Below are 12,152 nucleotides of genomic sequence, written 5' to 3' on the forward strand. Positions count from 1 at the left end.
GAGAGCTTAATCTCCGAACATCTTCTGTTTGAGCTCGCGGCGCTGCTGTGCCTCGAGCGACAGCGTCGCCGTCGGGCGGGCGATCAGCCGGCCCAGGCCGATGGGCTCGCCGGTCTCGTCGCAGTAGCCGTAGTCGCCGCTGTCCAGCCGGATGATGGACTGAACAATCTTCTTCAGCAGCTTGCGTTCGCGGTCGCGCGTGCGCAGTTCCAGCGCATGCTCTTCCTCGATGGTCGCGCGGTCGGCCGGGTCGGGCACGATGGTCGTGTCTTCACGCAGGTGCTCGGTCGTCTCGCCGGCGTTGGACAGCACCTCGGCCTTGAGGCCTTCCAGCTTGGCGCGGAAGAACTCGATCTGCTTGGCGTTCATGTACTCCGCGTCCGGCATGGCCAGAACCTCGGCGTCGCTCAGTTCAGCGCCCGCTTTGTTCTTCCAGGCGTTGACGAGCTTGGGGTCGCCCTTGGCGGCCACGCGCGGCGCCGCGTCAACTTCGTGGTTGGCACCACGCGCTGGCGGCTTCGGCGGGGCGAAACGGTCGGCAAAGCGATTGGCCGGCGCGGGCAACTCCATCGTTGCGACGTCGGCGCCAGGGTCATTCTTCTTCGCACCCTTGGATGCGGATTTCGGGGCCGGGGTCTTGCTCACAGTCTTCTCCTCGCTCAGGGCTTGCATCGGCGCGGTGTCAGACCTTGATCCCACTGCTTTCCAGCCTGCTGCCCAACTTTGAGCGCGGCGGATTGTAGCCATGAGGACCGAGACGCCCGCGATGGCCCGAAACAACACCGTCGCGGGCCAAAAACATCACGCCAGACAACCTTCCAGACCTTGCAACAACACGTCCTTCGGCAGGTCGATGCCGATGAACACCATCTTGCTCTGCTTTTTCTCTCCCGGCATCCACTTCGGGCCGAGATCGGATCCCATCATCTGGTGCACGCCCTGGAAGATGACCTTCTTCTCCGTGCCTTTCATGTGTAGGACACCCTTGTATCTCAGCATCTTGGGGCCGTAGACCTGCACGATGGCGCCSAGGAAATCYTCSAGCTTGGCSGGGTTGAASGGCTTGTCGGAGCGGAACACGAAACTCTTCACATCATCGTCGTGGGCATGGTGGTGGGGGTGGTCGCAATGCTCACCATGCTCGTGATCGTGGTGATCGTGGTCGTGCTTGTGGTCGTGCGCGTCCGCATTCAGGAAGTCGGGGTCGATCTCCAGCTTGGCGTTCAGGTTGAAGCCGCGCAGGTCGAAGATCTTGGTGAGCGGCACCTCGCCGAAATGCGCCGCCGTGATGGGCGCGCGCGGATTCATGTGCTTGATGCGGTGGATCAGCGCCTCCACGGCTGCCGGCTCGACCAGGTCGCTCTTGCTGATGAAGAGCTGGTCGGCAAACCCGACCTGCATGCGCGCCTCCTGGCGGCTGTTGAGCTGTTCCTCGGCGTGCTTGGCGTCCACCAGCGTGAGCACCGAGTCCAGCAGGTAGGCCTCGGCGATCTCGTCGTCCATGAAGAAGGTCTGGGCGACGGGACCGGGGTCAGCCAGGCCCGTGGTTTCGATGACGACACGGTCGAAACTCAGCTCGCCCTTGCGGCGCTTGGCGGCCAGGTCGGAGAGCGTCGTGCGCAGATCCTCGCGGATGGTGCAGCAGACGCAGCCGTTGTTCATCTGGATGATCTGCTCGTTGGTGTCCGACACGAGGATGTCGGTGTCGATGTTCTCTTCGCCGAACTCGTTCTCGATGACGGCGATCTTCTGGCCGTGGGCTTCGGTCAGGATGCGCTTGAGCAGCGTGGTTTTGCCGGAACCCAAGAAGCCCGTGAGGATGGTGGCGGGGATGAGGCCGTTGGCGGAAGCAGACATGGCGGGACCGTTTTCTAGAGAAGGCAGCGGATATAGGGACGAAGCGCCGCAAGGCAAGTGCTTTGTCAAACCAATCGGCTATTCTGTCCCTTCCGCAATACCCTGACCGCCCCTTGAGCGAACCGCATTCAGGCCGGCCCCCAGTTCGCGGGGCCGCCAAACACCCGCCCGAGGCCCGAGGCCTGCTGGAGCGCATGCTGGAGTTTCTGCACCCCGGCCCCGACTCCAAGTCCGAACTGATCGAAACCCTGGCCGACGCCGAGCAGCGCGAGCTGATCGAGCCCGAGTCGCGCCAGATGCTGGAAGGCGTGCTGCGCATGGCCGAGCTGTCGGCCGGCGACGCGATGGTGGCCACGCCACGCATGGACCTGCTGGACATCGCCGCGCCGTACGACGAATTGCTCGGCATCGTCATCGATACCGGCCACTCGCGCTTCCCTGTCTACGAGGACACGCGCGACAACATCATCGGCATCCTGCTCGCCAAGGACCTGCTGAAGATGCAGCGCGCACCCGAGCTCAACCTGCGCGCGCTGCTGCGGCCCACCGTATTCGTGCCCGAGAGCAAGGGCCTGAACGAGTTGCTGCGCGACTTCCGCTCCAACCGCAACCACCTGGCCATCGTCATCGACGAGTTCGGCAACACGGCCGGCCTCATCACCATCGAGGACGTGCTGGAAGAGATCGTCGGCGAGATCGAGGACGAGTTCGACGATAAGGACGGCGAGTCGGGCCTGTACACGCTGGCCGACGGCAGCCAGCGCGTGGCTGGCGACGCGACCATTGCGGCCGTCAACGGCAGCTTCGGCCTGGCCCTGCCGGACGATGACTTCGACACCATCGGCGGCCTGATAGCCCACGAACACGGCCGGGTGCCGCGCCGCGGCGAGTCCGTGCGGGTGGGCGGCCTGAACTTCGCCGTCATGCTGACCCGCGGCGGCGCCGTGCGGTGGTTCAAGGTCACGCGCGTGCCCGAAGGCGAGTCCGAGGCGTGAGGACGGGCATTGCCGCTGCGGCCGCGCTGGCCGCCGGGCTGCTGCAGACCGCCTCGTTCGCGCCCACGCACCTCTGGTGGGCGCAGATCGCCGCGCTGACGCTGCTGTTCAGTCTGGCCGCTCACAGCACACCGCGAATGGCAGCCCTTTGCGGCGCGCTGTTCGGCTTCAGCTGGCTGGCCTCGGGCCTGTGGTGGATGCATATCAGCATGCACCAGTTCGGCGGCATCCCCTGGCTGGCCGCCGCGCTGGCCGTCGGGCTGCTGGCGGCGTTCCTGAGCGGCTACTACGCCATCGCCCTGGGCCTGACCGCGCGTTGGATCGCCCCCGGGCGCTGGCGCCTGCTGGCCCTGGTGCCGGCCTGGCTGCTGGCCGAGCTGGCGCGGGCGACCTGGCTCAGCGGCTTCCCGTGGATCGCCTCGGGCTATGCGCACACGGTCGGGCCGCTCGCCGGCTGGGCGCCGTGGATAGGCGTCTACGGCATCACGGCGCTGGCCGCGCTGGCCGCAACAGGGCTCGCACTTCTGAAGGAACGCGCCTGGGGCTTCGCCGCGCCGGCCCTGCTGCTGCCGCTCGCTGGGCTGCTGCTGCCGCAGGACTTCACCACGTCGACCGGCCACATCGCCGTGTCCCTCGTGCAGCCCAGCATCCCGCAGGACCAGAAGTTCGACCCTGCCCGCTTCGCCGCCAACCTCGAAGCGCTGGCCCAGCTCATTGAATCGGCCAAGGGCCAGGTCGTCATCACGCCCGAGTCCGTCGTGCCGCTGCCACTGGTCGAGTTGGACCCGGCCACGCTGACGCGCCTGTCCCGCCCGGAGCGGCCCGCGCTGCTGGGTGCATTCCTGGGCAGTGCCGACGAAGGCTGGGTGAACTCCGTCGTTGCCCTGGGCAGCAACTACCACTACGGCAAGCGCCACCTTCTGCCCTTCGGCGAATTCATCCCGCCGGGCCTGGGCTGGTTCGTGCATGCGATGAAGATCCCGCTGGACGATCAGGCACGCGGCGATCACCAGCGCCCCTGGGCCGTGGCCGGCCAACGTCTGCGGCCGCTGATCTGCTACGAGGATCTGTTCGGCGAGGACTTTGTGCAGAGCGCCGTCGGCCCCGACGCCGCGACCGCCTTCGTCAACGTCAGCAACCTGGCCTGGTTCGGCACCGTCATGATCCAGGACCAGCACCTGCAGTTCTCGCAGATGCGTGCGCTGGAATTCCAGCGCCCCGTCGTGCGCTCGACCAACACCGGCGCCACCGCCGTCGTCGACCACCGCGGCCGCATCACGGCCCGCATGCCACCGCTCGAACGCGGCGTGCTGGAAGCCAGCGTCGACGGCCGCACCGGCACCACGCCGTATGCCCGCTGGCTCAACGCGCTGGGTCTGTGGCCGCTCTGGGCGTTGGCGCTGTTGACCCTGATGGGACTCAAGAGGGCCGGCTCATAGAATCGAGCACCCCCGTTTCCCAGAGCCTCATGCTGACCTTCCAGCAAATCATCCTGACGCTTCAGGACTATTGGTCCCAACAAGGTTGCGCACTGCTCCAGCCTTACGACATGGAAGTCGGCGCCGGCACCAGCCACACCGCCACCTTCCTGCGCGCCCTCGGCCCCGAGCCCTGGAAGGCCGGCTACGTGCAGCCCAGCCGCCGCCCCAAGGACGGCCGCTACGGCGAGAACCCCAACCGCCTGCAGCACTACTACCAGTACCAGGTCGTGTTGAAGCCTGCACCGGCCAACATCCTGGAGCTCTACCTCGGCTCGCTCGAAGCCCTGGGCTTCGACCTGAAGAAGAACGACGTGCGCTTCGTCGAGGACGACTGGGAGAACCCGACGCTTGGTTGCTGGGGCCTGGGCTGGGAGGTCTGGCTGAACGGCATGGAGGTGACGCAGTTCACCTACTTCCAGCAGGTCGGCGGCATCGACTGCAAGCCCATCACCGGCGAGATCACCTACGGGCTGGAACGCCTGGCCATGTATCTGCAGGGCAAGGAATCCGTCTACGACTTGGTCTACACGGACGGCCTGACCTACGGTGACGTGTTCCACCAGAACGAGGTCGAGCAGTCGACCTACAACTTCGAGCACAGCGACGTGGATTTCCTGCTCGGCGCCTTTGCCGCGCACGAGAAGAAGAGCCAGGAGCTGATGGTCGAGAAGCTCGCCCTGCCCGCCTACGAGCAACTGCTGAAGGCCGGCCACAGCTTCAACCTGCTGGACGCACGCGGCGCGATCAGCGTGACCGAGCGCGCGGCCTACATCGGCCGCATCCGCAACCTCGCGCGCGCCGTGGCGCAGAGCTACCTCGACAGCCGCGCGCGGCTGGGCTTCCCGATGGCACCGAAAGCCTGGGCCGATGAAGTCGTCGCGCAGATCGAACTGAAGAACAGCAAGAAGGCGGCCGCTTGATGAATCTGCTCGTTGAACTGTTTGTCGAAGAGCTGCCGCCGAAGGCGCTGAAGAAGCTGGGCGAGTCCTTCGCCTGCGTGCTGGCCGACAGCCTCGAGGCGCAAGGCCTGGCGGGCACCGATGCCGCTGTCACGTCGTTCGCGTCGCCGCGCCGCCTCGGCGTACACGTCGTGGGCGTCGCCGCCAAGGCGCCGGACCGGGAAGTTGAACAAAAGCTCATGCCGGCATCAGTCGGGCTCAATGCTGAAGGTCATTTCTCGGCGGCGCTGCTGAAGAAATTGAGCGCGCAAGGCTTTCCTGAAGAGCAAGTTAAATGGGCTCCAGCATCGCCGGTTGCTACGACCTCAGATAGCAGCACGGCTTGGGTTTCGCAAAGCGGCGAAGGTAAGGCTGCATCGCTGTTTGTCAAATCAACCGTTTCCGGCGCCACGCTCGCCCAAGGCCTGCAAAAGGCGCTGGACGAGACGCTGGCCAAGCTGCCCATCCCCAAGGTCATGAGCTATCAGCTGGCCGATGGCTGGAGCGACGTGAAGTTCGTGCGCCCGGCGCATGGCCTCGTCGCGCTGCACGGCAGCGACGTCATCCCGGTTCAGGCGCTCGGCCTGACCTCCGGCCGCGTGACCAAGGGCCACCGCTTCGAGGCGGCCACGCCCGAGGTGACCATCGAGTCCGCCGACAGCTATGCCGCTCAGATGCGCGAGCAGGGCGCCGTCATCGCCAGCTTTGCCGAGCGCCGCGCCGAGATCTCGCGCCAGCTCAAGGGCGCGGCCGATGCGCTGAGCCTGACGCCTATCGACGACGAAGCCCTGCTGGACGAAGTCACCGCCCTCGTCGAGCGCCCCAACGTGCTGACCTGCGCCTTCGAGGCCGAGTTCCTCGCCGTGCCGCAGGAGTGCCTCATCCTGACGATGAAGGCCAACCAGAAGTACTTCCCGCTGCTCGATTCGCACGGCAAGTTGACGCGCCACTTCCTGGTGGTGAGCAACATCGCGCCTGCCGATGCGAGCGCCGTCGTCCAAGGCAACGAGCGCGTCGTGCGCCCGCGCCTGGCGGATGCCAAGTTCTTCTTCGACCAGGACCGCAAGAAGAAGCTCGAAGACCGCCTGCCCGGCCTCGCCAAGGTCGTCTATCACGGCAAGCTGGGCAGCCAGGGCGAGCGCGCCGAGCGCGTGCGGGCGATTGCCCACGCCATCGTCAACCAGCTCAGCATGGCGACCCTGCCCTACACGGTGGACGCCGACGACGAGTTCAAGGTGCTGGACAGCAAGGTCAAGCAAGCCGCTCAACTGGCCAAGTGCGACCTGCTGACCGACATGGTTGGCGAGTTCCCCGAGCTGCAAGGGATCATGGGCGGCTACTACGCCCGCCACGAGGGCCTGCGCGACGGCGTGGCCATCGCCATCGAGGACCACTACAAGCCCCGCTTTGCCGGCGACGCGCTGCCGCGCAACCACACCGGCACGGTCGTGGCGCTGGCCGACAAGCTGGAGACGCTGGTGGGCCTGTTCGGCATCGGCCAGTTGCCCACCGGCGACAAGGACCCGTTCGCGCTGCGCCGTCACGCACTGGGCGTCATCCGCATCCTCGTCGAGAAGAACTTGCCGCTCGACCTGCCGGCCCTGATCGACGCCGCCGTGCCACCGTTTGGCGAGCTGGTCACGAACCCGCGCGACGCGCTGCTGACGTTCTTCGCCGACCGCCTGGCCGTGAACCTGCGCGACCAGGGCTACAGCGCTCAGGAAGTCGACGCCGTGCTGGCGCTCAACCCTACGCGTCTGGGCGATGTGCCCAAGCGCCTGGAGGCCGTGCGCGCCTTCACTCAGCTCTCCGAAGCCGCCTCGCTGGCCGCCGCCAACAAGCGCGTCGGCAACATCCTGAAGAAGGTCGAGGGCGAGCTGCCCACCGCCATCAACCCGGACCTGCTGAAGGAAGCCGCCGAGCAGGCCCTGGCCGCCGCGATTGCCGACGTGCAGCCCGCTGCTGACCTGCTGTTCGAGCAGCATGACTACACCGGCTCGCTGAAGGCACTGGCCGCGCTGAAGGGCCCGGTTGACGCCTTCTTCGACGACGTCATGGTCAATGCCGAAGACCCGCTGCTGCGCGCCAACCGCCTGGCCCTGCTGGGCCGCCTGCACGCAGCAATGAACCGAGTGGCCGACCTGTCGCGCCTGGCCACTTGAAAAAAGCCTCGATGCGCGCCGACCACGCCCACGGCATGAAGCTCGTCATCCTGGGCCGCGACGGCACGATCAACCGCTACCGCGACGATCACGTCAAGGCGCCGGAAGAGCTCGACCCGCTACCGGGCGCGCTGGAGGCCGTCGCGCGGCTGAACCACGCCGGCTGGCACACGGTGCTTGCCACCAACCAGGCCGGCATCGGCCGCGGCCTGCTCGACATGGCCTCGCTGAACGCCGTGCACCTGCGGCTGAACCAGCTGCTGGCCGAGAAAGGCGGGCGCCTGGACGCCGCCTTCTTCTGCCCGCACACGCCCGAGGAAGGCTGCGACTGCCGCAAGCCGCTGCCCGGGCTGATCCAGCAGATCGGCGAACGCTTCGACGTCGAGCTGCCCGACGTGCACATGGTCGGCGCGGCGCTGACCGACCTGCTGACGGCGCAGAACGCCGGCTGCATTCCCCACCTCGTGCTGACTGGCCCCTTCGGCCACCTCAGCACCGACGAACTGGCCAACCTGCTCGTGCAGGTGCCCAACGCCCGCGTGCACGACGACCTGAAGAGCTTTGCCGAGACCCTCATCCAGGAGGAGCGCCGCCGCGTCGCCGAGCAGCGCGGCCAGGCCTTGTCCCCCGACACCCAGGCCGGAGACCTGAATTGATGTCCACCTTGCTGAGCGCCATCCGCTCGCTGATCTTCGTCATCTTCCTCGTCGTCACGGTCATTCCCTGGGCGACCGCCGTCGTCATCCTGTCCATCTTCCTGCGGGGCGACCCGATCTACTGGGCCTGCGCCGGCTGGCTCAGGCTCGCCATCTGGGGTGCGCGCTTCATCTGCGGCATCCGCTGGCGCCTCCATGGCATGGAGAACCTGCCGCCGGCGTCGGACCGCCGCGCCGGCGTCGTGCTGCTGTCCAAGCACCAGAGCACCTGGGAAACCTTTGCCTACCCGGCGCTGTTCAGCCACCCGCTGGCCTATGTCTTCAAGCGCGAGCTGCTCTACGTGCCCTTCTTCGGCTGGGCCATGGCGCGCATGGACATGATCCACATCGACCGCGGCCGCCGCACCGAGGCCTGGAACAAGGTGCTCAAGCAGGGCAAGCGCCTGGGCGGCCAGGGCAACTGGGTCATCATGTTCCCCGAGGGCACGCGCATCGCGCGCGGCGAGGTGGGCGACTACAAGACCGGCGGCACCCGCCTGGCCATCGAGGCCGGCCTGCCCGTCGTGCCCATCGCCGCGACGGCGGCGCGCTGCTGGCCGCGCAAGAGCTTCCTGCTGCGCCCCGGCGTGGTGGACGTGTCCATCGGCAAGCAGATCCCCTCGGTTGGCCGTGCACCGGGTGAGCTGATGGCCGAGGTGAAGGACTGGATCGAGAGCGAAATGCGCCGCCTCGACCCCGAGGTCTACGTCAACAACCCTCCGCCCGCCGGCGTCGCCGGCGACCCGGCCGCGAGCCAACGCTGACCGCCATGCCGCCCAAGCGCCCGGCCTCACCGCTCCTGCAGGACAGCCAACTGGCGCTGTTCGACGCCGAGGCCGACGTTTCCCCCGCCGACCCCGGCGCGGCCAAGGCCAAGCGCGAGCTGTGGCTGGGCCAGCACCGCGTGGGCTATGAACTCAAGCGCGCGCGGCGGCGCAGCATCGGCTTCGTCGTCGGGCCGCAAGGCCTGCGCGTCAGCGCGCCGCGCTGGGTGCCCATCGCCGAGATCGAGCGCGCCCTGCATCACAAGGGCGACTGGATCCTGCGCAAGATCGTCGAGCAGCGCGAGCGCCAGCAGCGCATGCAGGCCGCCCGCATCGACTGGATACACGGCGGCCGCCTGCCCTACCTCGGCCAGTCATTGACGCTGTTGGTCGCGCCCGGCGAACGCGAAGTCGTGTGGGACGCCACCACGCGCGAGCTGCGCCTGCCGCTGCCGCACGATGCGGCGGCCGAGCAGATCCGCGACCTGAGCCAGTCCTGGCTGCAAGCGCGCGCCAAGGAAGACTTCCTGCCCCGCTGCCGGCTCTTTGCCGACCGGCTGGGCGTGGCGATGAAGTCGCTGCGCCTGTCGTCCGCCCAGACCCGCTGGGGCAGCGCCAGCGCAGACGGCAGCATCCGGCTGAACTGGCGCCTCATCCATTTCGCGCCGGCCATCATTGACTACGTCGTCGCCCACGAGCTGGCCCACCTGCGCGAGATGAACCACAGCCCGGCCTTCTGGGACACGGTGCGCTCCGTGCTGCCCGATTTCGAGCGCTCCCGCGAGGCGCTGCGCGAGGAATCCATCGTGGTCCAGTGAGCCGGCGGCGGAGCGCCAGCCCGGCTGCAATGGTTTGCTGGTGAATATTCCCAGCCTCGCGTCATCCTGGCGTAGACACGTTCAGCAACACTTCGTGTCGAACGCTGTCACCACAGGTACCGGAAGCCGGCTCGATCCGGCGGAGTGAGGGAGAGAGGTACCAAAGAAGGCCGAAACGCCGCCGCTGGGCATCCCGCGGCGGCTTTTCTTTTTCTAGCTCGGCACGAAGCGGTAGATGCCGTCGGCACCCAGTTCGCGCCTGAGTTCACCCTTCAGCCACAGCGCGTGCAGGTGGGCGATAGCCTCGCCCATCGCGAAGGTGGTCTGGTGCAGGTCCAGCTTGCGCTTGAACAGCACGCCCAGCAGCCCGGCCGCATGCGTCGGCGCCGCGCGGCAGGCGGCCACGACTTCGGCCAGCCGTTCATCGTGGTGCTCGCGCAGCTGGTCGATGCGCTGGTGCAGACCGGTGAAGGGTTTGCCGTGCGAGGGCAGCACCAGCGTGTCGGCGGGCAGGTCCAGGTAGCGGGTCAGTGAGTTGAGATAGAGCGTCAGCGGATCGGCCTCGGGCTCGACGTCGACGACGGACACATTCGTCGAAATGCGCGGCAGCACCATGTCGCCGCTGATCAGCAGCTTGGCCTCCGCGCAGAACAGGCTGATGTGCTCCGGCGCGTGGCCGTAACCGGCGATGCAGCGCCAGGCGCGCCCGCCGATCTCGACCTCGGCGCCGTCCATCAGCCGGCGGAAGCTGGACGGCACGACGGGCACCATCTTTGGGTAGTAGTCGGCGCGGTCGCGGATCTTGGCCAGTGAGTCCTCGTCGCTCAGGCCATGGCTGCCGAAGAAGGCGGCGGCCGTGGCGCCGCCCATGCCCACCGTCGAACTGCTGGCCAGGCGAGCGAGGTTGAAGTCGGTGGCGCTCATCCACAGGCGGCAGCTCCACTTCTCGGTCAGCCAGTGCGCCAGACCGAGATGATCAGGATGGAAGTGCGTGGCGATCACGCGCAGCACCGGCAGGCCGTCCAGGCGCTCGGCGAAGACGGTCTCCCAGTTCGCGCGCGTCTCGTCGCTGCTGATGCCGCAGTCGACGATGGTCCAGCCCTCGCGGCCGTCGATGCGATCACGCAGCAGCCACAGGTTGATGTGGTCCAGCGCGAAGGGCAGGCCCATGCGCACCCAGCGGACGCCCGGCGCGAGGTCCAGCGCCTCGCCGGGGCCAGGCAAGGTATCGCCGAGAAGGTAGTGGAGTTCGGATTCGCGCGCGTTGGCCATGGCAAGGGGTCTGTTCAGGTGGCGAGAGTCGGTGCGAGAGGGTTTGCGCGGGTGCAGAGCTAGGCGTGCGACGCCGCCTGGGCTCATGCCCAGGCAAGGCGCGCAACAACGCCATGCGCCCGCGCAGACCCTCTCCCGAAGGGTTGTCACTCAAAAGCCCGCGCGCGGCGTTGCGAAGCCTCGCTGGGGGCCTACCCCAGCTTCGTTTCGCGCCTTGCTCGCGGGCTTTTGAGTGGCAACGCATCCGACTCTCGCCACCTGAACAGACCCCAGTAGACTGACGTTAACGTCAATTCAGTTTAGCCATGCCCTCCCGCAAACCTGTCGCCGCCGCGACCGAAGCCACCTTCACCATCACCGAGCTGGCGGCCGAGTTCGACATCACGCCGCGCGCCATCCGCTTCTACGAGGAAGCCGGCCTGCTGGAGCCCGGCCGCAAGGGCCGCAACCGCGTCTACACGCCGCGCGACCGCACGCGCCTGAAGCTGACGCTGCGCGGCAAGCGCCTGGGCCTGGCGCTGCAGGAGATCAAGCAGCTCGTCGACATGTACGACAGCCAGGCCAGCGCCGCGCCGCAGCTGCAGGCCTTCCTGGCCATCCTGGCGCAGCACCGCGAACAACTGGAGCAGCAGCGCCGCGACATCGAGGTGACGCTCGCCGAGATCCGCCAGCACGAGAAGCGCTGCCGCAGCCTGCTCGGCCCGGCCTGAGAGGCTGAAGGGCCGAGAGCCTCTGAAGCTTTGCCGCAATAACGCACCAAATTGCACATTTCGGGGGACAAACCCCGCTGCTTCGGTGCGCGTGCTTGACTAGAGTGCGGTCGCCGGACCGTGGCCGGCCCCTCTTCACCCGTCTTCGTGGATCTGCAATGCCTCCTGGACCGCGCACCTCTCTAACGCCCAAGCTGACCGCCATCGCGGCCACCCTGCTGATGCTCGGCCAGATGGCCATGGCGCAGACGGACGCGCCTGCGGCCGACAAGAGCCTGGAGCGCGCGCAGAAGGCCGCCGACGCCGTCTTCCACTGGATCAAGCTCAACGGCGACAAGGGCGCCACCCGGCAGGCGCCAGCCCCTGCACCGGCTCCCGTGCAGGCCGCAGCGCCGGCCCCCGCAGCGCGCAAGCCCACGCCCGCCCCGGCCCCCGCTCCCGTTGCCGCCGCGCCCAGGCC

At 67.5% G+C, this 12,152-nt stretch carries 12 protein-coding genes; 9 read left to right on the forward strand and 3 right to left on the reverse strand.

Annotation, left to right across the window (positions count from 1 at the left end; translation table 11 throughout):
• Positions 1 to 6 precede the first annotated feature (6 nt).
• Both dksA and ACXRVZ_RS12120 read right to left on the reverse strand, forming a co-directional pair.
• Positions 7 to 645, reverse strand: coding sequence for an RNA polymerase-binding protein DksA (gene dksA, locus ACXRVZ_RS12115; protein ID WP_457420661.1), 639 nt, complete (start codon positions 643 to 645; stop codon positions 7 to 9).
• Between the two features lie 156 nt (positions 646 to 801).
• Entirely contained in the window at positions 802 to 1,857 is a 1,056-nt protein-coding gene (locus ACXRVZ_RS12120) for a CobW family GTP-binding protein (RefSeq protein ID WP_457420663.1), read from the reverse strand.
• A 113-nt stretch (positions 1,858 to 1,970) separates the two neighbouring features.
• Here ACXRVZ_RS12120 and ACXRVZ_RS12125 point away from each other — a divergent pair, with 113 nt between their 5' ends.
• From ACXRVZ_RS12125 to ACXRVZ_RS12155, 7 genes are read left to right on the forward strand one after another with little or no spacing between them, the layout of a single operon-like run.
• Complete coding sequence (locus ACXRVZ_RS12125) at positions 1,971 to 2,852, forward strand: HlyC/CorC family transporter (protein WP_457420665.1); 882 nt, start codon at positions 1,971 to 1,973, stop codon at positions 2,850 to 2,852.
• A complete protein-coding gene (gene lnt, locus ACXRVZ_RS12130; protein ID WP_457420667.1) occupies positions 2,849 to 4,291 on the forward strand; it encodes an apolipoprotein N-acyltransferase in 1,443 nt (480 codons plus the stop codon). Before ACXRVZ_RS12125 ends, lnt begins: the two co-directional genes overlap by 4 nt.
• Positions 4,292 to 4,320: 29 nt before the next feature.
• Positions 4,321 to 5,253 carry a glycine--tRNA ligase subunit alpha gene (gene glyQ, locus ACXRVZ_RS12135; protein WP_457420669.1) on the forward strand — a complete coding sequence of 311 codons (933 nt, stop codon included), beginning with the start codon at positions 4,321 to 4,323 and terminating at the stop codon, positions 5,251 to 5,253.
• Positions 5,253 to 7,433 carry a glycine--tRNA ligase subunit beta gene (gene glyS / locus ACXRVZ_RS12140; protein WP_457420671.1) on the forward strand — a complete coding sequence of 727 codons (2,181 nt, stop codon included), beginning with the start codon at positions 5,253 to 5,255 and terminating at the stop codon, positions 7,431 to 7,433. The genes glyQ and glyS overlap by 1 nt, the downstream gene beginning before the upstream one ends.
• An 11-nt stretch (positions 7,434 to 7,444) precedes the next feature.
• The gene (gene gmhB, locus ACXRVZ_RS12145; protein WP_457420673.1) at positions 7,445 to 8,089 is read left to right on the forward strand and encodes a D-glycero-beta-D-manno-heptose 1,7-bisphosphate 7-phosphatase; all 645 of its coding nucleotides are present in this window, start codon (positions 7,445 to 7,447) and stop codon (positions 8,087 to 8,089) included.
• Positions 8,089 to 8,892 carry a lysophospholipid acyltransferase family protein gene (locus ACXRVZ_RS12150; RefSeq protein ID WP_457420675.1) on the forward strand — a complete coding sequence of 268 codons (804 nt, stop codon included), beginning with the start codon at positions 8,089 to 8,091 and terminating at the stop codon, positions 8,890 to 8,892. Before gmhB ends, ACXRVZ_RS12150 begins: the two co-directional genes overlap by 1 nt.
• A 5-nt stretch (positions 8,893 to 8,897) precedes the next feature.
• Positions 8,898 to 9,710: a M48 family metallopeptidase gene (locus ACXRVZ_RS12155; protein ID WP_457420677.1), complete on the forward strand. Its 813-nt coding sequence runs from the start codon at positions 8,898 to 8,900 to the stop codon at positions 9,708 to 9,710.
• Between the two features lie 213 nt (positions 9,711 to 9,923).
• Here the strand turns inward: ACXRVZ_RS12155 and ACXRVZ_RS12160 are convergent, their stop codons facing one another.
• The gene (locus ACXRVZ_RS12160; protein ID WP_457420679.1) at positions 9,924 to 10,982 is read right to left on the reverse strand and encodes an MBL fold metallo-hydrolase; all 1,059 of its coding nucleotides are present in this window, start codon (positions 10,980 to 10,982) and stop codon (positions 9,924 to 9,926) included.
• 305 nt (positions 10,983 to 11,287) lie between these two features.
• On the opposite strand from ACXRVZ_RS12160, the gene ACXRVZ_RS12165 reads away from it, so the two are divergent.
• Entirely contained in the window at positions 11,288 to 11,692 is a 405-nt protein-coding gene (locus tag ACXRVZ_RS12165; RefSeq protein WP_457420681.1) for a MerR family transcriptional regulator, read from the forward strand.
• Positions 11,693 to 11,850: 158 nt separating this feature from the next.
• Positions 11,851 to 12,152, forward strand: a 302-nt coding sequence (locus ACXRVZ_RS12170) for a hypothetical protein (RefSeq protein ID WP_458232437.1), incomplete at its 3' end; no start/stop codon positions are given.

The sequence above is a fragment of the Roseateles sp. P5_E8 genome (assembly GCF_054177665.1).